This is a genomic window from Paenalcaligenes sp. DL 463, assembly GCF_057475185.1.
Window position 1 is genome coordinate 188398 of sequence record NZ_JBYBKX010000001.1, and the last position, 19294, is coordinate 207691.

Annotated in this window: 22 protein-coding genes; 12 read left to right on the top strand and 10 right to left on the bottom strand. The window is 50.8% G+C overall.

The features are described from left to right. Positions 1-20 precede the first annotated feature (20 nt). On the bottom strand, positions 21-371 hold the full coding sequence (locus tag AC2UZI_RS00915; RefSeq protein WP_486941952.1) for a DUF1840 domain-containing protein: 351 nt from the start codon (positions 369-371) through the stop codon (positions 21-23). Between the two features lie 342 nt (positions 372-713). On the opposite strand from AC2UZI_RS00915, the gene argS reads away from it, so the two are divergent. The 3 genes from argS (at position 714) to AC2UZI_RS00930 (ending at position 3813) form a co-directional block, all read left to right on the top strand. Further along, complete coding sequence (gene argS / locus AC2UZI_RS00920; RefSeq protein ID WP_486941953.1) at positions 714-2399, top strand: arginine--tRNA ligase; 1686 nt, start codon at positions 714-716, stop codon at positions 2397-2399. Between the two features lie 9 nt (positions 2400-2408). Next, entirely contained in the window at positions 2409-3113 is a 705-nt protein-coding gene (locus tag AC2UZI_RS00925) for an SPOR domain-containing protein (RefSeq protein WP_486941954.1), read from the top strand. Between the two features lie 64 nt (positions 3114-3177). After that, positions 3178-3813, top strand: coding sequence for a thiol:disulfide interchange protein DsbA/DsbL (locus AC2UZI_RS00930; RefSeq protein WP_486941955.1), 636 nt, complete (start codon positions 3178-3180; stop codon positions 3811-3813). A gap of 3 nt (positions 3814-3816) precedes the next feature. Here AC2UZI_RS00930 and AC2UZI_RS00935 read toward each other — a convergent pair whose 3' ends face one another. The 4 genes from AC2UZI_RS00935 to AC2UZI_RS00950 all read right to left on the bottom strand — a co-directional run bounded on the left by AC2UZI_RS00935 (position 3817) and on the right by AC2UZI_RS00950 (position 6955). Then, positions 3817-4245 carry a RidA family protein gene (locus AC2UZI_RS00935; protein WP_486941956.1) on the bottom strand — a complete coding sequence of 143 codons (429 nt, stop codon included), beginning with the start codon at positions 4243-4245 and terminating at the stop codon, positions 3817-3819. Between the two features lie 110 nt (positions 4246-4355). Then, complete coding sequence (locus tag AC2UZI_RS00940; protein ID WP_486941957.1) at positions 4356-5303, bottom strand: 5-oxoprolinase subunit C family protein; 948 nt, start codon at positions 5301-5303, stop codon at positions 4356-4358. Next, complete coding sequence (gene pxpB / locus AC2UZI_RS00945) at positions 5293-6057, bottom strand: 5-oxoprolinase subunit PxpB (protein ID WP_486941958.1); 765 nt, start codon at positions 6055-6057, stop codon at positions 5293-5295. The genes AC2UZI_RS00940 and pxpB overlap by 11 nt, the downstream gene beginning before the upstream one ends. Further along, positions 6047-6955 carry a LysR substrate-binding domain-containing protein gene (locus AC2UZI_RS00950; RefSeq protein ID WP_486941959.1) on the bottom strand — a complete coding sequence of 303 codons (909 nt, stop codon included), beginning with the start codon at positions 6953-6955 and terminating at the stop codon, positions 6047-6049. Before AC2UZI_RS00950 ends, pxpB begins: the two co-directional genes overlap by 11 nt. Positions 6956-7250: 295 nt before the next feature. Between AC2UZI_RS00950 and AC2UZI_RS00955 the strand changes: the two genes are divergently transcribed. Beyond that, on the top strand, positions 7251-8084 hold the full coding sequence (locus AC2UZI_RS00955) for a bifunctional allantoicase/(S)-ureidoglycine aminohydrolase (RefSeq protein WP_486941960.1): 834 nt from the start codon (positions 7251-7253) through the stop codon (positions 8082-8084). 81 nt (positions 8085-8165) lie between these two features. On the opposite strand, the gene AC2UZI_RS00960 is transcribed toward AC2UZI_RS00955, so the two are convergent. From AC2UZI_RS00960 to AC2UZI_RS00975, 4 genes are all read right to left on the bottom strand, one after another. Continuing rightward, complete coding sequence (locus AC2UZI_RS00960) at positions 8166-9692, bottom strand: aldehyde dehydrogenase family protein (protein ID WP_486941961.1); 1527 nt, start codon at positions 9690-9692, stop codon at positions 8166-8168. A gap of 227 nt (positions 9693-9919) precedes the next feature. Beyond that, a complete protein-coding gene (locus AC2UZI_RS00965) occupies positions 9920-10201 on the bottom strand; it encodes a peptidylprolyl isomerase (RefSeq protein WP_486941962.1) in 282 nt (93 codons plus the stop codon). A 74-nt stretch (positions 10202-10275) separates the two neighbouring features. Further along, positions 10276-10734: a YaiI/YqxD family protein gene (locus tag AC2UZI_RS00970; RefSeq protein ID WP_486941963.1), complete on the bottom strand. Its 459-nt coding sequence runs from the start codon at positions 10732-10734 to the stop codon at positions 10276-10278. Between the two features lie 5 nt (positions 10735-10739). After that, on the bottom strand, positions 10740-11387 hold the full coding sequence (locus AC2UZI_RS00975) for a TetR/AcrR family transcriptional regulator (RefSeq protein WP_486941964.1): 648 nt from the start codon (positions 11385-11387) through the stop codon (positions 10740-10742). A 120-nt stretch (positions 11388-11507) separates the two neighbouring features. On the opposite strand from AC2UZI_RS00975, the gene AC2UZI_RS00980 reads away from it, so the two are divergent. The 4 genes from AC2UZI_RS00980 (at position 11508) to AC2UZI_RS00995 (ending at position 15145) form a co-directional block, all read left to right on the top strand. Then, positions 11508-11921: a VOC family protein gene (locus AC2UZI_RS00980; protein WP_486941965.1), complete on the top strand. Its 414-nt coding sequence runs from the start codon at positions 11508-11510 to the stop codon at positions 11919-11921. Between the two features lie 31 nt (positions 11922-11952). Continuing rightward, positions 11953-12534, top strand: a complete 582-nt coding sequence (locus AC2UZI_RS00985) for an NnrU family protein (protein ID WP_486941966.1) — start codon at positions 11953-11955, stop codon at positions 12532-12534. Positions 12535-12617: 83 nt separating this feature from the next. Continuing rightward, positions 12618-12950, top strand: a complete 333-nt coding sequence (locus tag AC2UZI_RS00990) for an SMR family transporter (RefSeq protein WP_486941967.1) — start codon at positions 12618-12620, stop codon at positions 12948-12950. A gap of 131 nt (positions 12951-13081) precedes the next feature. Further along, positions 13082-15145, top strand: a complete 2064-nt coding sequence (locus AC2UZI_RS00995) for an AsmA family protein (protein ID WP_486941968.1) — start codon at positions 13082-13084, stop codon at positions 15143-15145. A 12-nt stretch (positions 15146-15157) separates the two neighbouring features. Here AC2UZI_RS00995 and AC2UZI_RS01000 read toward each other — a convergent pair whose 3' ends face one another. After that, the gene (locus AC2UZI_RS01000) at positions 15158-16066 is read right to left on the bottom strand and encodes a LysR family transcriptional regulator (RefSeq protein ID WP_486941969.1); all 909 of its coding nucleotides are present in this window, start codon (positions 16064-16066) and stop codon (positions 15158-15160) included. A 227-nt stretch (positions 16067-16293) separates the two neighbouring features. Between AC2UZI_RS01000 and AC2UZI_RS01005 the strand changes: the two genes are divergently transcribed. From AC2UZI_RS01005 to AC2UZI_RS01020, 4 genes are read left to right on the top strand one after another with little or no spacing between them, the layout of a single operon-like run. Next, a complete protein-coding gene (locus AC2UZI_RS01005; RefSeq protein WP_486941970.1) occupies positions 16294-16848 on the top strand; it encodes a cupin domain-containing protein in 555 nt (184 codons plus the stop codon). Further along, positions 16838-17647 carry an alpha/beta fold hydrolase gene (locus AC2UZI_RS01010; protein WP_486941971.1) on the top strand — a complete coding sequence of 270 codons (810 nt, stop codon included), beginning with the start codon at positions 16838-16840 and terminating at the stop codon, positions 17645-17647. Before AC2UZI_RS01005 ends, AC2UZI_RS01010 begins: the two co-directional genes overlap by 11 nt. 27 nt (positions 17648-17674) lie before the next feature. Then, on the top strand, positions 17675-18733 hold the full coding sequence (locus AC2UZI_RS01015; RefSeq protein WP_486941972.1) for a type 2 periplasmic-binding domain-containing protein: 1059 nt from the start codon (positions 17675-17677) through the stop codon (positions 18731-18733). A gap of 42 nt (positions 18734-18775) precedes the next feature. Then, the gene (locus AC2UZI_RS01020) at positions 18776-19288 is read left to right on the top strand and encodes a TRAP transporter small permease (protein ID WP_486941973.1); all 513 of its coding nucleotides are present in this window, start codon (positions 18776-18778) and stop codon (positions 19286-19288) included. Positions 19289-19294 lie beyond the last annotated feature (6 nt).

Consider the following 19294-nt stretch of genomic DNA (forward strand, 5'->3'; position numbering starts at 1 on the left):
AGTCGGCCACTACGGGAGGACTACCACGACGTATCGGCTGGCTCCCACACCACATCGGCTTCGGCAGCCGCCGATTTACGCATGAGATCCAGTAATGGAAAAGCTCGCTGTCTAAAACCAACCGGTTGTTTCATGGCAGGTACCGGAGGCTCATCAATATCAGTCGTGTCTTCGCTATGTTCAGGCTCGGTAGCCATCGACATGGCTCTTTCGACGCCGCGAATAGCGTTAGCCAGTTGATCGTGGGGAATCACGCCTCGAGGCGGCACGTCGTCGGTGTAGGGCTTGCCTGCGGCTTGCAATACAGGCAAGGAGTCTGCAGCGAACATCATGACCTTGGCGGCGGCTTTGGAGTTAAAGACAAGTAGCATAATGTTTCCCTTTATCGTAGTTTCACGGCTATATACGATCATAAAGCAAAACGGAACCGTGCAATGCCTAGGCTTGATCCGCATTACCCTAGTTCATTAAGTGTATCAAACCCGCACTGACACTGGCACTCGTGCTCGATGCTTTACGCTTGTTAACGATATTTTATCGTGTTGCGCAACGCTTTATCGCCCTTATGTCCATCTAAGTGGGGTGCCTCAGGCTTGAGGGAAGAAATGAAGTGCAAATCACGCTATTATGTAAGCTTAATTGTACGGACATTTGTCACGCCGCTTTTCTTGCGCGCCTTAATGGCCCGCAGCACCTAACTCACAGAATTCCATATGCTTTTAGAGCAACAACAACAGCTCATCGCGCTACTTCAAAACGCCGTTAGCGCACTGGTTCCAGATGCGACTCCCACTATCACCCTCGAGCGCCCTAAGGTCGCGGCTCATGGTGATATCGCCTCGAATGTGGCGATGCAATTGGCCCGACCCGCTAAACGCAATCCACGTGAACTTGCGCAGCAGGTCGTTGACCACGTCTTGGCAAATGCCGAGGCCAGCCACTTAATCGCGTCAGCCGAAATAGCCGGCCCAGGTTTTATTAACTTTCGCTTAACGCACGATGCGCATCAGGCCGTCTTAACCGTCATTCAAAAGCAAGGGACTGAATACGGAGTGCAAGCCGCTCGTGACGATAAAGTCATGGTCGAATTTGTCTCAGCTAACCCCACCGGTCCGTTGCACGTGGGTCATGCCCGCCAAGCCGCCTTGGGGGATGCCATTTGTCGCTTATTTAGCACGCAAGGCCATCGTGTCACGCGTGAGTTCTACTACAACGACGCTGGAAACCAAATCGATAACCTCGCCATCAGTGTGCAAGCCCGTGCCAAAGGCATAGAGCCCGACTCTGATGCCTTTCCTGCTGATGGCTATAAAGGCGACTACATCGTTGAAATCGCCCGCGAATACCTTGCAAAAAACGCCGTGGAAGCCGCCGACATCGAGCGTGTAGAGGCCAGTGGTAACCTAGACGATCTGGATGATATTCGCCGTTTTGCGGTCGCCTACTTGCGCCGCGAACAAGATCTAGACCTTCAAGCTTTTGGGCTGAAATTCGATAACTATTACTTAGAAAGCTCGCTATATAGCTCAGGCCGCGTGGAAGCCACGGTCGACGCCTTAACTAAGGCTGGTCACACCTACGAAGACGGTGGCGCCTTATGGTTGCGCACGACCGAGCTCGGCACAGGGGATGATAAAGACCGCGTCATGCGTAAGCGTGAAGGGGGTTACACCTATTTTGTACCGGATGTAGCCTATCACGTCGCGAAATGGGAGCGTGGTTTTCACCATGCGATCAATATTCAAGGCACGGATCACCACGGCACCATTGCTCGCGTACGTGCTGGGCTACAAGGTTTAAATGTAGGTATACCCAAAGACTTCCCCGCCTATGTGCTTCATAGCATGGTGAAAGTCATCCGTAATGGCGAAGAAGTTAAAATTTCGAAGCGCGCTGGTAGCTACGTCACTTTGCGTGAACTGGTCGAATGGGTAGGCCAAGACGCGGTTCGCTTCTTTTTAGTGCAGCGCCGTGCTGATTCGGACTTTGTTTTCGACATTGATCTCGCGTTATCACGCAGTGAAGAAAACCCCGTCTTCTACATCCAGTACGCGCATGCCCGTATTCACTCGATGGTAGCTCAGGCTAACGTGTCCGACGAAGACGTACAACATGCCAACCTAAGCCTGCTGAACGCAGCCACCGAGCTATCGTTGCTACAGCGCCTAGCCGAGTACCCAGCGATGCTTAGCCAAGCAACTGCTGATCTCGCACCGCATCAAGTGGCGTTCTGGCTACGCGACTGTGCGGCCGATTTCCATTCTTGGTATAACGCCGAGCGCGTCAACACTGACAATCAGGACTTGAAACTGGCCCGTCTTGCCTTAGCGACAGCCTGCGCACAAGTCATTGCGAATGGTTTAAACACACTTGGGGTTTCCGCACCCCAAAAAATGTAAATTATCACTATGGCAACCCGACGCAAAACCTCACGTTCTAAACCCGCTCGCAGTGGCAGCACGTTTTTTGGCGTGATTATCGGTCTGGTTTTAGGTCTCGCTGCAGCGGTAGCGGTGGCATTTTATATCACTAAAGCACCCATGCCCTTTGCAGACCGTGCCAGCCGAGACCCTGCCTCCATTCTGTTGCCCGATGTACGCGACGCACCGGACCCCAATTTAGGCTTGTACTCAAGTCGTAACGATGCCCCCGTTTACTCTGGGCAGACGCCACTTACTGGAATCACACCACCCAAACCGTCCAGCGGCTCTGGTACGGCACCCGCACCCGATGCCTTGGGTGATTTAATTGCCTCGCTTCCCACTGGTCGTAATGCGACGACCACCGCAGCACCTAGCCCAACGCCAAAGGCCACAACCCCGCCCACGGTAGCGGCACTTACGCCACCGCCTGCTCCGCCTAGCACGACCACTGCCAAACGTAATACCTACTTTTTACAAGCGGGGGCATTTCGTTCAGCCAAAGATGCCGAAGCCATCAAAGCCCGTATTTTAATGATGGGCATGGAAGTCGATGTTCAGGTAGCTCAACTTAACGGTAGCGCGATCAACCGTGTACGCGTTGGGCCTTTTAACGGTTTGGATGAAATGAATCGGGCACGTGCTAACTTGGGCGACCAGAAAATCGAAACCTCAGTGGTCGCGCAACCTTAATACTTTCTGAACTTCACTCTCGAATACCAGTCATAGCAGTTGTTGCTATTTAGGAAACCTGTAGATGATCACTAAAAATCGTATTTTTAAATTGGCGTTGAGCACCACCATTGCGGTTAGCGCACTTGTCAGTCCACTTAGCGTTGCTGCTAACTCAGCGGCTAATCAAGGCTACGTTACGCTAAGCCAAGTCATGCCATCTGACACCGCCAATAAAATTGAGGCGCTAGAGTTTTTCGCGTATAGCTGCCCTCACTGTGCAGCCGCCGATCCCATTGTCGAACAATGGTCTGCTACCTTGCCTGAAAACGTGGCCTTTAAGCGTGTACCAGTAGCCTTTAACTCGGGCATGGCAGATCTACAGCGCATGTACTACACCCTTGAGGCCTTAGATCGTCTCGATTTGCATGAAGAAGTCTTCAATGCCTTACACAAAGAGCGTAAAAAACTATTTGACGCCAAGGCCTTAACGAAGTGGGCTGTAGATCAAGGGTTGAACGAAGACGAATTTAAAGCCACATTCAACTCGTTCGGTGTGAATACACAAGTGGCCAAGGCCAATGATTTGGCCAAGGCTTACCGCATCGATGCTACACCCATGATGGCGATTGGTGGCAAGTACGTCACCTCACCGTCAATGACCAACGGTTTGGTCGAAATGGTGCAACAAGCCGATGCGTTAGTAAAAATGGCCGAGTAATTGTTACGCTATAGCGGCAATCAGCGATATTTCTAAAGGCGAGCCACCGGGAAGACTAAACACCCCTACGGCCGCCCGTGCGCTGATGCCGCTTTGGCCTAATTCGGCAAATAAGTAGTCTGACGCAAAGTCAGCAATTTTTGAGTGTTTATCAAAGCTTTGATCGGCACTCGCCACATATACCGTCATGCTTAAAATTTGAGCGATTTCTTCATTCGCTTCTAAGGTGGCACGGGCCGCTTTTAGCGCATTACCCACCGCCAGCTCGGCCGCCTCTTTGTAATCATTAAGGTCATCCGTGCTACGCACTCCACCGGTGCGAATCAATACTCCATTCTGTCGTGGCGTCATGCCAGCGGTAAAAACTTGGGTACCACGGCGTGTTGCGGCAGCATAATTTCCTTGGGGTTTAGGCTGGGTCTGCGAGCTCATTTTGTCACCTTGTAAGGGTCGTCGTGCCACACCCAACACGAAGGCATAGGCACCCGACGTAATAAGAAAAATCGTTAAAGCACGAGTATATCGTGCGATGACAAGCTCGCCTACGTAGTTTGCTCCATACGTTTAAACACCATGGCTTGCTCTACCGCTAAGCGTTGCGCCTCGTCTAAGGTGATCCACTGAAAACCTAAGGTATCACCCGGCACACGTTGTGCTAGGCGGGGTAAGTCGATGGCTGCCACATTAGCAATGCGCGGATAGCCACCTGTGGTTTGGGAGTCAGCCATTAATATAATCGGGGAGCCATCGGGCGGCACTTGAACCGTTCCGGCGCTAACGGCCTCTGACCATAACTCTAAGGGCTGTTCTAACTGAAGCAGCGGCCCTGTCAATCGATAACCCATGCGATCTGACTGCGCCGATAATTGGTAGCGTTGATCAACCAGATCCTGAATACTTTGCTGGGTAAAAAGTCGGTATTCTCGACCCGGTATTAGGCGTACCGGCGCCGCACTACCTTGCACCACACCCAAGGGAAATAAAGACATTTCCGGCAATACTCGTGTAGGCCGGGTTGGCGATGCTGATGCTAACGGTATGAGATCGGCTTTTTTTAAGGCGCGACCCTGCAGTCCCCCATAGCCACCACGCACATAGGTACTGGTACTGCCCATCACTGGTTCTAGCGCAAACCCACCCTGTACGGACAAATAAGCACGCAGGCCGGCCAAGCGCTGTCCAAAACTCAGCACACTGCCGGCGTTAATACTGACTACCTGATGCATCGCAATGGGCACCCCATCAATCGCGGGCGATAAGCTTGCCCCGCAAATCGCGATGACGGCGTTTCGATTAAAACGCAGCGTAGGCCCTAGCAACGTGATCTCTAAGGTGGCCTCGTTCGCCGAGTTACCCACTAACCAATTAGCAATACGGTGTGCTCTTTCATCAACGGCACCATTGCAGGGCACACCCAAATGCTGGAAATGCCGACGACCTATGTCTTGAAAACTTGAAAGCATACCCGGCTTCAGTACCTCAATGCTCATCAACGTCTCCTTGCGCTCGCGTGATTTCATCGAACTCGTCCGCTGTAATTGCCACAAAGCGAACGCGATCACCTGCTGCCAATAATGAAGGTTCAGCGCGCCCAGTATCAAATAAACGCAAAGGGGTACGGCCAATTAAATGCCACCCCCCCGGCAAGTCTACGGGGTAAATCACGCTTTGTTGATTGGCTAAGCCCACCATGCCCGCTGGCACGACGGTGCGAGGTGTCGCTCGACGGCCTACGCTTAACTGTTCGCTAAAACGGCCGATATACGGCAGCCCTGGGGCAAAACCCAGCATCAACACCGCCACGTCATGAGCAGTATGTAGCCCAATGACCTCGCCAATACTACGCTGACAGCGCTGGGCCACCTCGGCTAAGTCAGGGCCATGCTCACCACCGTAACAAACGGGAATTTCCACCTCACGCTGCACCACAGCGTACTCTGCACTAGGCTGTTGCAAACGCTGCTCAAGCTGCTGACGCAACCACGTATAGGGTGATATCCATTGCGTTGTCGCCTGTTCTGCCTGCGCCGCCAGCAGTACCTTTTCAGGTGCATAATGCAAGGCCACACTAACCATACCCGGCACCACGGCATCAACTCCAACGGGCTTATGCAACTGAAAATCGCGGGCTATCGCACTGGCCTGCTGGTTGGCCTGAATGGGGTCTATGCTTTCAAATACGATAACCAATGAGCGGTCACCGGCAGGTTGGATCGTCCAGTTTGGTTTTGTCTTATTGTTCACGACTCAACATATCCATTAATTCTAAGCCCAGCGCTTTAATCATCGAGTCCGCTGAAGGCCGATGACACACCGCTAGCTCAAACATTTCTATTTTGGGCAGACCTTGAGCTTCGCTCAAAACAATGTGCTCGTCTGTAACGGCTCGTAACGGCAACAGGCTTATGCCCATGCCATCCGCCACGGCGGCTTGAATGCCACTTAAGCTGGAACTAATAAACACCATACGCCATTTACGTCCCATGGCCTCTACCGCGTTAATAATTTCGTTTCGGTACACACCCTGACGCGGAAAGGCGACTAAAGGTATAGGGTCCAAGTGAAAGGATGGATGTTTAGCACTATCAACCCAGGCCGTTTTTTCAGGGATACGAGCAATCGCCTCGCGCGCATGTTGGCGCTGCTTAATCAGAATGAGATCAAGCTCGCCTTGGTCATAGCTGCTGCTTAAGTCAGAGCTTAATCCGCTTGTTACTTCTAGCTTGACCTGTGGGTAACGTCGATTAAATGCGGCCAACCTACGCATTGTTTTACCACTGGAAAAATCCTCTGGTACACCTAGGCGAATAACCACCGTTACAGCAACACCAGAAAGTGCTTCATGTAGCTGATCATTCATCACTAACATCTGCCGTGCATAGCTCAATAAAATTAAGCCTGCATCAGTGGGATACACCCCACGCATACTTCGATCAAGCAGTTTGTGGCCTACCATCTCTTCTAAGCGGCGAATTTTCTGGCTAATGGTGGACTGTGTCGAGTGCAGTTGAGTCGCGGCCTGCGTAAAGCTGGCACAATCTGCTACCACCGTCAACGCGCGCAGCAGGTCTAAGTCAAAAAGAGAGCGATTCGAATTGGAAATAATACTCATGGGCTTATTTGTAAAACGGATAGCTTGCATTATAGATGCCTGCTTACTTAATTCCTCGTTATAAGAATAAAGAACCCGAGGCTTTCATCCGCTACTACGTTGTTAATACATATAAAAACCTCTACGTTTAATTTAACCCTAAAGCGCTTTGCTCTCTACACCTGCTATTCATAAATCAAATGATCTGCATTAATACATTTAACTTGTAGATATGAAGCGTTATCGATATGGTGTAAGTATTGCTGCCACAATGCTGCCTAACGGCCATAACGCATTGCTTCGGCACAGCATTTCCACCGATAACGACTAACAAAGAGACTCGTCTATGTCAGATACGACCTATTACGCGCCCCCCGGCGGCCATCCCCCGCAAACGCAGTTGCTCACCGACCGCGCCATGTTTACCGAGGCCTATGCCATTCTGCCTAAAGGTGTATTGCAGGATATTGTCACTAGCTGGCTTCCTTTCTGGGAAAAAACCCGCTTATGGGTGTTAGCACGTCCGTTGTCCGGCTTTGCTGAAACATTCTCTCAATACATCATGGAAGTCAGCCCAGGTGGCGGTAGCGATAAGCCCGAACCTGACGCCGGCGCTGAAGGTGTTATTTTTGTGGTGGGCGGTGAAATCGAACTCACACTTGAAGGCACTAAACACACCATGAAAGAAGGCGGTTACGCCTTTATTCCACCTGGTAGTAACTGGACACTTCACAACCGTAGCGACGAAATCGCGAACTTCCACTGGATTCGCAAACGTTACCAAGCGGTAGAAGGCGTGCCACTGCCAGAAGCTTTCGTGACTAACGAAAAAGACATTGAGCCATTCCCCATGCCCGGAACAAACGGCGCTTGGGTAACAACGCGTTTTGTGGACATGTCTAACATGAGCCACGATATGCACGTCAATATCGTGACATTCGAACCCGGTGGCGTGATTCCTTTTGCTGAAACACACATCATGGAACACGGTCTGTATGTGTTAGAAGGTAAGGCAGTCTACCGCTTAAACCAAGACTGGGTTGAGGTTGAAGCGGGTGACTTTATGTGGTTACGCGCCTTCTGCCCACAAGCGTGTTACGCAGGTGGACCAGGCCGCTTCCGCTACTTGCTATACAAAGACGTTAACCGTCACCCTAGCTTGACCCTGTCTGGCCTATAAGCGTCAACGCGCTAATCGTCCATACGAAAATGCTGCTTCATTACGAAGCAGCATTTTTTATTGGGTCACGATAAATAAGACCTAGAAAAAGCCCAACGCCTGATCACTGTAACTAACCAGTAGGCACTTGGTTTGTTGATAATTGCTTAAGGCCATTTTGTGCGTCTCTCGGCCTATACCCGACTCTTTATAGCCGCCAAACGCCGCATGCGCTGGGTATAAGTGATAGCAATTTGTCCAAACTCGACCAGCCTGTAAACCGCGTCCCATGCGGTAGGCGCAAGAACCATCGCGACTCCATACCCCCGCGCCCAGACCAAAATGCGTGTCGTTCGCAATGGCCAATGCTTCTTCCTCGTCTTTAAAAGTGGTAACGGCAGCCACTGGGCCAAAGATCTCTTCCTGAAAAACCTTCATCGAGTTTTTCCCTAACAACATCGTAGGGCTGACATAAAACCCCTCGTTCAGGCCTTCTCCTGGCTGGTTACGCCCACCCCCCGTTAAACACGTCGCCCCTTCCTCACGACCAATATCGATATAGCCCAGTATTTTATCCATTTGGGCCTGCGACACCTGTGCGCCCACCATGGTTTTGGCATCCAGAGGGTTACCTTTTTGAATGCTCTCTACCCGTTTCACCACGCGCTCAATAAATTGCTCGTAAATGGACTCTTGCACCAGCATGCGTGACGGGGCAGTACACACTTCCCCCTGATTCAACGCAAACATGGCGGCGCCTTCTAATGCCTTGTTTAAAAAAGCGTCATCGGCCGACATCACGTCTTCGAAAAAGATGTTGGGGCTTTTACCGCCCAGCTCTACCGTTGCCGGAATGAGGGTTTCAGCGGCGTTACGCAAAATCGTCTTCCCAACGGGCGTAGAGCCTGTGAATGCAATTTTGGCAATACGCGTGCTTGTCGCCAAAGCATCACCCGCTTCTTTACCGAAACCATTCACAATGTTAATCACGCCAGCAGGCAACAAATCACCGATCAGCTCCATCAACACCAAGATGGATGCCGGTGTTTGCTCAGCGGGCTTCATCACGACTGGGCAGCCCGCTGCTAAGGCAGGCGCTAATTTCCATGCAGCCATCAAGATAGGGAAGTTCCACGGAATGATTTGCCCAACCACACCAATGGGTTCGTGAAAATGATAGGCCACCGTGGTGCTATCAATATCTGAAATACCACCTTCTTGTGCCCGGATACAACCCGCAAAATAACGGAAGTGGTCGATGGCTAAAGGAATGTCGGCACCACTGGTTTCACGCAATGGTTTACCGTTGTCGATAGATTCGGCGACCGCAAGCTTATGCTGCTGTTGTTCCATACGATCGGCGATGCGTAATAACACGGCTGAACGCTCGGCGACGGACGTATTGGCCCACGTGGCTCGCACAGCGTGAGCGGCATCAAGGGCTAGATTGACGTCATCCGCATCGGATTGGGGGACTTGGCAAAACACCTTGCCCGTGATGGGTGAAAGATTATCAAAATAATTACCGGCAACAGGGGGTACCCATTTACCGCCAATGTAATTTTCGTATTTAGACTTAAATGGGAACTCGATATCAATACCAAACTGCTTCAAATCTGACAAATTCATGACGGAACTCCTAAACGGGGCACACAGAATCGCTGATCAAAGACAAGCCAGCTCACACTTACTATCTGCTCAATCTAGCAGGCGATGAGCAGGTAGGATATATGAATTAACCCTTTGTTTCTAAACAGGGGTTTAGGAAAATATTAGTTGAACTAAACACGTAAAAAACCAATACCACAAAAAAAAGGGCGACCCTAAGGCCGCCCTTTTTGACGATGCGCTACGACTTAGTCGTTACGCTCGGTCACCAACACAAGGTGGTAACCGAATTGTGTTTTGACTGGGCCCTGTACTTCGCCCACGGGCGCACTGAACACCACTTGGTCGAACTCAGGAACCATTTGGCCGCGACCAAAACTACCCAGTTCGCCACCTTGACGTGAAGATGGGCAGCTGGAGTTTTCTTTAGCCAGTTGCGCAAAATCGGCTCCACCTTCAATGGCGGTTTTCAATTCTTGCGCTTTTTCTTCTGTGCTAACGAGGATGTGACTTGCTGAGGCTTGTGCCATGGTGTGCTCCTTAATGAATATCGTAAAAGGGTAACGTAAATCAGAAGAAAATGCAGGGGTTTGGCCCGATTAATTTACGAAACCAGACGTGACAGCTTCAGCAATAAACGATCCAAGGCATTGGCGAATTCACGGCGGTCCGTCTGACTAAAGGCCGCTGGCCCCCCGATTTCTACTCCTGCTCCGCGTAACTCTTCTAACATGTCGCGCACCGAAAGACGCTCGCGAATATTATTGACGTCGAACTGCTCCCCTCGGGGGCTCAAAACATAAACGTCTTTTTCCACAAGCTCAGCCGCCAATGGGATATCCCCAGTAATGACCAAATCCCCCGCCGACGCGTGCAGCACAATGTAATCGTCGGCCACATCGAAACCTCTGGGCACCTGTACCGCCGTAATCAGAGGAAAAGGCGGTGTGCGTAACATTTGGTTGGCCACCAAGGTTAAGGGGCGCTGCCAACGTTGCGCCGCCCTGTACAAAATTTCTTTCACCACCACCGGGCAAGCATCCGCATCAACCCAAATTCGCATTGTTATTATTCCTGTAAACCACGCTCAACCATCGTTAATAAACGCTGCGACAACCGCTTAAGCTGCTCTTCTGGCACATTCTGCAGCGGGCCATCTAAGATCAGCATCGCCATCCCATGCACCGCAGACCAGGCAAGAAACTCGGCCTGACTTCTGGCCTCGACGGACAACAAGTCCGCGTCATGCATTCTATCTAAAGCCACTCCCAATAACTGAAAAGGGTTTAAACCGCTATCGCCTGCCGTTGAGTAAGCGCTGGTCTCTTCCTGCGTAAACGGCAAAACAAAGGCCGTGCGGAATAAACCCGCCTCTTCATAAGCAAAGCGCAAGTACCCGCGCCCGATGGCTCGTAGGCTTGCTCTAGCATAGGCAACCGAAGGCTCCGGTGTGCCAAGCGTAGTTAACTCGGCCTCCATCCGCAGCGCAACTTCTCGAAGCGAGGCCGCACGTACCGCATCAAGTAGGTCTGCCTGCCCCTCGTAATGCCGATAGGCAGCACTGGTTGCCACGCCGGCTTGGCGGGTGACTTCTCGCAAGACCACACCCGCAGGCCCCTGCTCTCGGGCTAAATGCAAACCCGCATCCAGTAACGCCTGCTTGAGATTGCCATGCCTGTAGGTAGTACGTATTTTGTTTATCGATCTCTCGCTCATTAATTTTTACACTCTCGATCCGATTTTTCTTGCCTTCATTTTTATGACTATGCTACCTTATGTGAACGCTGTACACATATTTATTACTGCAACATCAATTCCTTCCTTCAGGAGATCAGCATGCAGATATATCCGTACTTATTGTTTAATGGCGAGACAGCGCAAGCCATGGGCTTCTACCAAGAAGTGCTAGGCGGTACGCTAGACATAAACCGCTTCTCTGAGATGCCAGATTTCGAGCAACACTTTACCGAAGATATGGCCGACCGTGTGATGAATGCGCAATTACGCTGCGACGGTGCAGTATTAATGGCCTCAGATGGGTGCCCTGATCAACCCGTCGGGAAACGAGACGGCTGCTCAATCGCGATTGAAATTAGCGATCCGGTTCGCGCGGCCAATGTTTTTGAAGCGCTAGCTAAAGACGGCGAAGTCCTTATGGCATGGGCCCCCACTTTTTGGGCGGCTGGTTTTGGAATGGTGAAAGACAAATACGACGTCTCGTGGATGATTAATAACGAAATCAAAAAATAACGCATCGTTATCAAAAAAGGAGGTTTATGTCATGGCGGTTTTAATTTTAGGCCTCATCGTGTTTCTTGGCGTTCATTCCGTGCAAATTGTTAAACCAAATCTGCGAGCACGCGTCATCGAACGGGCAGGAAACCGCGGGGCATGGATGTGGCCTTATACCGCCATGGCAGGCATCGGTTTAGTCTTCATTATTGTGGGTTATGGTCTTGCCAGACAGGGACCTCCGATTATTTATACGCCAACACCAGCGCTTCGGCATCTCGCCTTGCTGCTGATGATTCCGGTCTTCCCCCTATTATTCGCCACCTACATTCATGGACGCATACGGCAGAAACTGGGCCACCCCATGTTAATCGCGACCTTACTCTGGGCCATCGCCCATTTAATGGCGAACGGTAATCTGGCCGATCTATTATTATTCGGTAGTTTTTTAGTCTGGGCCGTTATCGATTGGCATTCGTTGCGTAAACGGGGGGCTAACACGCCCTCCGAACAAACTATACCTTGGAGCCGCAACGATGCGATTTCCATCGTGGCGGGTGGCATGGTCTATGTGGCGACTGTAGTCGGACTGCACCAATGGCTCTTCAGGGTTTCGCCCATGGCTGGATGATGAGCATAGAGATAAAGCCGTATTTCTATACCTGTTTACAGTATATTAACGAAGAGAACTCAACACCCTTATCTAAGCGCCATATGACGCCCTACCTTCCCCTTGCAATTGCCATTGTTGCTGAAGTCATTGCCACCACCGCATTAAAGTCCGCCGAGGGATTCACTCGTCTGGTCCCCAGCCTTATTGTGGTCATTGGCTATGCCATCGCTTTTTATTGCTTATCGCTAACCCTCAAAACCATACCCACCGGTATCGCCTACGCGATTTGGTCGGGCGTAGGGATTGTTCTAATCTCGATCATCGGCTGGGTTGTGCACAAGCAAATGCTGGATCTGCCTGCGTTGATTGGTCTTGGACTGATTATTGCTGGCGTGGTCGTGATCAATGTGTTTTCTAAAAGTGTGGTGCATTAAATTAGCTTATACAGCCCCACGTCACACTTAGACAGCAACCGTAGGTTTTGGTATCAAAGGTAGTGCGATGAAGCTCCTACAATAAGCGCATCAATTGCCCGCATCAATCGGGCGATGCACAGGGAGCGAACATGCCACGCTATATCAAATTCATCTTGTGGGGATGTTTCAGCTTTTTCTTGTTGTTGGTCTTCAGCGTGCTATTCGTTTCAGTATTTAACTGGAATCACGCCAAACCTTGGATCAACCGGCAAGCCACCGAGCTCGCAAATCGACCCGTTGCCATTGAAGGTGACTTATCAGTGCGATGGTTGCGTCCTACTGAACAAAAGGGCTGGCGTGGCTGGGTACCTTTACCCGAAATCACAGCCCAACGCATTACGGTCGCCAACCCACCCGACAGCCAACTGGATGGCAACATGGCAGAGATTAACAACCTTCAGGCCGTGATCAACCCACTTGCTCTACTCCATCGCACTGTTGAGCTCCCACGCCTTCAAATTGAACAAGCCAATGTTCTGCTAAGCCGCGATGCCCAAGAAGTGAACAATTGGACATTCACCGAGAATGACCGCTCTGATCAGACAAGCTCGGCGTGGCAATTCAATCTGCAACAGCTACAGTTATCGCAGGCTAAAATTCATGTGATCGATATTCCCAGCAAGCTTGATCTCAATGCCGAGTTAGACACCTTGCAGGAAGAAAATGAAGCCGGATACCGCCTGGGCTTTACCACCAACGGCACTTACAACGACGCCACCATTAAGGGCGAAGGCCAAACCGGTGATGTGTTGTCATTAACCGCCGACAGCGCCCCCTTTCCCTTACAAGGCAAGGTAAGTGTCGGCGAAACCCTCATCGGCATTGAAGGCTCATTAACTCGGCCCCAGCAACTGGCAGCGCTTGATGTGCAGCTTAGCCTTGCCGGCAATAGCATGGCTGATCTGCACGCTCTTCTTGGGGTAGCCTTACCCAATACGCCTCCTTACAACACCAAGGGCCGACTCATCGCCACCTTAGACGGTGATCATGACCGTTGGCGATATGAAAACTTCAAAGGCGTTGTGGGCGAGAGCGATTTAAACGGCACCCTTGAGTATCAAATCCGTGATCCGCGACCCCTATTAACCGGTACAGTCGAATCACAGCAGTTGCGATTTCGAGACTTAGGCCCCTTAATCGGCGCTGACACAAGCGATGTCAAAGGATCAAAAGATAAAAACGCCGTGGCCCCGCCTGCTGGCCAAGTCCTCCCTGTCGACCCCATTAGCGCTGAGACATGGGGAACCATGGATGCGGACGTCAACTTCAAAGGCCGTAAGATCCTACGTAATGAAAACTTGCCCCTTAACGACATCGAAGCATACATCACATTGCAAGATCGCGTCCTGTCCTTTACGCCGCTCAACTTTGGCGTGGCCGGAGGAACCTTACATAACACCATCACGTTGAATGGTCAGGGAGAAAAACTACAGGCCGAGATGGATACCGCTGCCCGTCACCTGAAACTTAAAGAGCTTTTCCCCGGTGCGGAATCCATGGACGCCAGCTTTGGGGAGCTACACGGTGACGCGACGCTAAGCGGACAAGGCAACTCCATTGCTGAGCTGTTAGGCCATGCTAATGGCGAAATCAATGCGCTGGTTAGCCGTGGCACGGTAAGTCATTTTTTAATGGAAGCGGCCGGTCTTAACGTGGCCAACATGATTTTTCTGAAATTGTTTGGCGACGAACAAGTGATTCTGAACTGTGTGGCGGCCAACGCGAACATTCGAAATGGGCTACTGCAAATTGGCCTATTTACATTAGAAACCGAGGACACCACGGTTGATGTCACTGGCGATATCAATTTACGCAGCGAAACCTTAAATCTGGATATACGGCCCGCCAATAAGACCCTGCGTATTTTCACACTACGATCTCCCCTGTATGCCACAGGGACCTTCCAGAACCCAGATATCGGCGTCCAAACCGGTCCCTTGGCCGCGCGCACGGGAGCCGCTGTGGCATTGGGTGTGGTAGCCACCCCCTTAGCCGCATTATTACCTTTGCTAAATACGGGTACAAACGACGCGACTGATTGTGAACCTGTAGCGGGCGAGCAAGACGAGAAACCAAACGCCGCGCAAGCTGAAGAAACCCCCAAGCCTGAAGACCCTACAGAACATTGGCCGTCCACACAGGCCAAACCGTAATCAAGGGGAATATTAATCCGTCACTTCAATAATACGTTCCCGCAGCCACTTATGTACCGCATTCGTATGCGTGCGGTCGTGCCACATCAGCACGACGTTAATGGGCTCTAGCTCAAGGGGAATTTCGAATAAGCGGATGGGAGCGAAATTTGTAAATCGCTCAGCGATTCGTTCAGGCAAGGTGGCAATCAGGCCTGTTTGTGATACCAAAAATGGCACGCCCATAAACGTAGGTTTAGATAGCGCGACACGGCGTCGCTTGCCTTCCCGCTCGATCGCCCCATCAATGATCTCGTTGTACATGGTTGCCCCCTCTCCGGGTTCCAGCGCCACGTGATCGAACTCACAGAAGCGATCTAAATTAAGAGGGCCATCAAAAATAGGATGATTCGCGCTAGCAATACCCACCAAGCGATCATTAAACAAACGTCGGGTTCGAACGTTCTCAGGAGGTGCTGGAAAATAGGTTAACGCCATATCGGCCTCACCAGTGCTCATGATTTCGCTTAAGCGTCGAGGATTAGGGTTCAACACCCGCAGAGACAGCCCAGGCGCCCGCTCTTGAACGACTTGTATCAGTTTAGGCATGACCACAAAATCAATGTAATCAATCACAATCATCGAGATCGTAATGTTGAGCCTACGGGGGTCAAACTCTCTGTGCTCATTTATCAAGCTATCGATTTCCCCTAGTAAGCCCTCTACACGTAATGCCAGCTCTTTGGCTCGTGGTGTAGCGACCAGCCCTTTTTGCGATCTCACAAGCAGCGGATCACCAAAAATCGTACGCAGTTTGGCTAAGGCCGCACTCATTGAAGATTGGCTGATACCCATGCGCAGTGCGGCTCTCGTGACATGGCATTCTTTAATTAACGTATCAAATAGCACCAAGAGATTGAGGTCCACGTCGTGCAGTCGCATGAGGTACTCCTAAACAGTAAGGCCTACGGGTTAGACAGTGAAATGGGGCTATCGATCAGGGGGATAGTGACTATCGCTGTAGAAAATTGCGATGACTAATGACTTCAAGGTTAAATAAATTCGTAACTATTCCGCAAGTCACCCGTCTTGCTAATCGCTTTGAAGAATAGGTGTAGCGCTTTCTAAACACCTAATAGTAACAAGACAGTCATTCTGGAGAGAAGTCTATGAGTATCCCAACCATACGAGTCACACGTGAAGAAATGCTGAAACGTGTAGCACTATTTAGCGAACTTAAAGGTTTTGATGGGGGGATGCCCGACAGCGACCACCCTGATCACAAGCGTACATTGTATAACGCGATTGGTTTCCAACCGCCAAAAGATAGCGCCGGTGCGGTGACTTCCCCTGTGGGCGACGATGCAGCAAAGAACGCAGCCATTAAGATCAGCGAAGGCTTTAACTTGGGTTTTGTGGAAACACGTCCAGGCAAAGGCCCAATGATGCATAATCACGATACCAATGAAACCTTTATGCCTATCACTGGCCGCTGGCGCTGTTCTTGGGAAGTGGACGACACCGTAGAATCCTTTGAGTTAGGCCCCTGCGATGTTATTTCATTCCCTGCAGGCGTAAACCGTCGCTTTGAAAACATCACGCACGACGAACCTGATACTTCACACTTGCTACTGGTTGTCGTCAGCGGAAACAGCCCTAAAGCCGAGTTCTCTGAAGGCGCTATGTCCCAATTAAAAGAAGAAGGCTATCTCGATGCAAACTAATGTGCAAAACCCTTTGCATGTAGAGCTTGCGCAATTAGAAGAGCGCTACTCATGGTCCACCGCCACCTGTGGTGGCCACGACTGGCGTTATTTGGACACGGGTGGAGAGGGCGTGCCTGTCCTGTTACTGCCCGGTTCCGTCGGCGACAGCGCCGTTTTTGTTAAAACGTTAGCTAACGTGGGCACACAGGGCCGTCTCATCGCCATTACGTACCCCGCCCTCGCTGATGCCAATGAACTGGCGCACGGACTTGAACAACTGATGGTTCAGCTTGGGCTGGATCAGGCGGTTGTTGTGGGTTCTTCTTTTGCGGCCTATTGGATTCAATTTTTTGCTCTACATTACCCACAGCGGGTTGCTAAGCTAGTTATTGGTAATGGCTTTGAGGAAGGCAGCGATCTCGCGGCTAATCCCTTGTTCGACCGTGAAACCATTGAGAGCACGGATCCGAACACCTTACACGCTGAGTGGGTTGAGCGCTTGAAACCGCTGGCTCACCAAACGTTGCAAGGCTTTTTATTGAAACTGCTTAGCGAACGCCAAAGCCCAGAAAACTTGCACGCTCGCTTAGCAGGCGTCGTTATTGCTGAACCTTGTCCAGCATTAAGCATCGATGACAGCCGTGTGGTCATTATCGATTGCCCTGACGATCCGCTGATTCCTGCCGCCGCGCAAGAGAAACTACGTCAACGCTACCCTCAGGCCCAACACCTCAGTTTGGCCAATGGCGGGCATTATCCTCACTTATTAAGTCCTGAGCTTTACGAGCAATTCATACTTGCCTGCGTTCAGGAATAACTGGCTCCACCACGGAGAGAGACAACAATGAGAAAACTTAAACTTGCAGCCGCTACCCTTTTAGTCGGCCTATCGTTCACCGCTCAAGCTAAAAATTTCAACCTACGCATGGGTGGTGGTCATACCACCGGTGTCACCTATGTACAGGTGTATGACACGTTTTTTGCTGACGAAGTTAGTAAGCGCGTAGCCGAACGTACGGATCATAAAGTGCGCTTTATCAAAGCGTGGGGCGGCAGTGTCGCTAAAGTAGACGGTACGATCGAAGCCGTACAAAGTGGAACACTGGACATCGGTCTGGTGCCCATTGGTTTTGAGCAATCACGTGCAGGTCTACTGAATTACAGCGCCTACCTGCCCTTTACGTCCAGCGATCCTGTTGTTCAGCAAACCGTTTCTAACCGCATGCTAAAAGAAGTACCGGCTTTGCAAGAAAGCATGGCTTCCTACAAAAACCACGTACTCAGTGCAACGGTATCTGAAGCCTACGGTATTGCCTCTACCTTCGACTGGAATGACATCGAGTCCTTAAAAGGTAAACGCATTGCCATGGCGGCTACCAATGCACCCTTACTAATTCCAGTAGGGGGTGTACCGGTAACGCTAGGTATTGGCGACCATTATCAGGCCCTACAAACCGGCTTAGCCGATGGCAGCCTGTTTTACATCTCGGCCATGGAAACCTTCAAACTGTCCGAGCCAGCCAAATACTTCAACACCACGGGTTTGGGTTCACTTAGCACTCTCGTCGCGTTCATGAACACCGATACGCGCGCTAAGCTTCCTGAAGATGTCGTGGAAATTATCGATGAAGTGGCCCTTGAGGCGTCGATGATTATTGCCGAGCGCAATAAACAACGTGATGTAGAGTTCCGCGAGCAGCTTACCGAACGCGGCATCAAGGTCAATGACCTACCGCTGGAAGAACAGCAAAAATGGGCCGAGCAATTAAAGCACGTGCCAATTAATGCCGCTAAAGAACTGGATGGAAAAGGCTTTCCTGCAACTGAGGTACTTAAAACGTACATCCAGTTTCTGGAAGAAGAGGGCTACACTTTCCCCATCGACTACACCTCGTTGCTATAACCCCTCTACAACCACCCTACTATCTCAATCAGAGAGCAAAAGATGAAAACCTGGGTAGACAAACTCCTACTCGGTCTACACGTCATTGGTGCAATCGTTAGCGCGGCTTTGGCCGTGCTGATTGTCTACGACGTACTAGGTAGGCTTGTATTTAATCGTCCTTTTTCCGGGACAGCCGAAATTGCAGCAGTAGCGTTAGTATTTTTAACCTACTTGCAAACCCCGCATGCCATTCATAGGCAAAAGCTATTGCGCGTCACGATTTTAGTAGACCGACTACCCGATATGGGGCGCCGACTCTGCACCGCTTTTGCTTATCTGCTGGGCGCACTGTTTTTTATTTCGGTGGCAATTTACTCGTGGGAACCACTACAAGCCGCGCTGGCTACATCTGAGTTCTTTGGTAGTGATGCCTTTAGGGTTCCGGCATGGCCACTACGTATTTTTACACTGGTTATCTGGATTCTTACTGCACTACTCTGTCTGGGTCTTGCTATCGAGGCTTTACGTAAACCAAGCAATAACCCTGCCATCACCGAGCAAGATAACCACTAGGAGCCC

Bases quoted from the DNA above. Each gene is read 5' to 3' on its own strand.
- AC2UZI_RS00915 (WP_486941952.1), bottom strand. From the start codon at position 371: ATGCTACTTGTCTTTAACTCCAAAGCCGCCGCCAAGGTCATGATGTTC.
- argS (WP_486941953.1), top strand. From the start codon at position 714: ATGCTTTTAGAGCAACAACAACAGCTCATCGCGCTACTTCAAAACGCC.
- AC2UZI_RS00925 (WP_486941954.1), top strand. From the start codon at position 2,409: ATGGCAACCCGACGCAAAACCTCACGTTCTAAACCCGCTCGCAGTGGC.
- AC2UZI_RS00930 (WP_486941955.1), top strand. From the start codon at position 3,178: ATGATCACTAAAAATCGTATTTTTAAATTGGCGTTGAGCACCACCATT.
- AC2UZI_RS00935 (WP_486941956.1), bottom strand. From the start codon at position 4,245: ATGAGCTCGCAGACCCAGCCTAAACCCCAAGGAAATTATGCTGCCGCA.
- AC2UZI_RS00940 (WP_486941957.1), bottom strand. From the start codon at position 5,303: ATGAGCATTGAGGTACTGAAGCCGGGTATGCTTTCAAGTTTTCAAGAC.
- AC2UZI_RS00950 (WP_486941959.1), bottom strand. From the start codon at position 6,955: ATGCAAGCTATCCGTTTTACAAATAAGCCCATGAGTATTATTTCCAAT.
- AC2UZI_RS00955 (WP_486941960.1), top strand. From the start codon at position 7,251: ATGTCAGATACGACCTATTACGCGCCCCCCGGCGGCCATCCCCCGCAA.
- AC2UZI_RS00960 (WP_486941961.1), bottom strand. From the start codon at position 9,692: ATGAATTTGTCAGATTTGAAGCAGTTTGGTATTGATATCGAGTTCCCA.
- AC2UZI_RS00965 (WP_486941962.1), bottom strand. From the start codon at position 10,201: ATGGCACAAGCCTCAGCAAGTCACATCCTCGTTAGCACAGAAGAAAAA.
- AC2UZI_RS00970 (WP_486941963.1), bottom strand. From the start codon at position 10,734: ATGCGAATTTGGGTTGATGCGGATGCTTGCCCGGTGGTGGTGAAAGAA.
- AC2UZI_RS00975 (WP_486941964.1), bottom strand. From the start codon at position 11,387: ATGAGCGAGAGATCGATAAACAAAATACGTACTACCTACAGGCATGGC.
- AC2UZI_RS00980 (WP_486941965.1), top strand. From the start codon at position 11,508: ATGCAGATATATCCGTACTTATTGTTTAATGGCGAGACAGCGCAAGCC.
- AC2UZI_RS00985 (WP_486941966.1), top strand. From the start codon at position 11,953: ATGGCGGTTTTAATTTTAGGCCTCATCGTGTTTCTTGGCGTTCATTCC.
- AC2UZI_RS00990 (WP_486941967.1), top strand. From the start codon at position 12,618: ATGACGCCCTACCTTCCCCTTGCAATTGCCATTGTTGCTGAAGTCATT.
- AC2UZI_RS00995 (WP_486941968.1), top strand. From the start codon at position 13,082: ATGCCACGCTATATCAAATTCATCTTGTGGGGATGTTTCAGCTTTTTC.
- AC2UZI_RS01000 (WP_486941969.1), bottom strand. From the start codon at position 16,066: ATGCGACTGCACGACGTGGACCTCAATCTCTTGGTGCTATTTGATACG.
- AC2UZI_RS01005 (WP_486941970.1), top strand. From the start codon at position 16,294: ATGAGTATCCCAACCATACGAGTCACACGTGAAGAAATGCTGAAACGT.
- AC2UZI_RS01010 (WP_486941971.1), top strand. From the start codon at position 16,838: ATGCAAACTAATGTGCAAAACCCTTTGCATGTAGAGCTTGCGCAATTA.
- AC2UZI_RS01015 (WP_486941972.1), top strand. From the start codon at position 17,675: ATGAGAAAACTTAAACTTGCAGCCGCTACCCTTTTAGTCGGCCTATCG.
- AC2UZI_RS01020 (WP_486941973.1), top strand. From the start codon at position 18,776: ATGAAAACCTGGGTAGACAAACTCCTACTCGGTCTACACGTCATTGGT.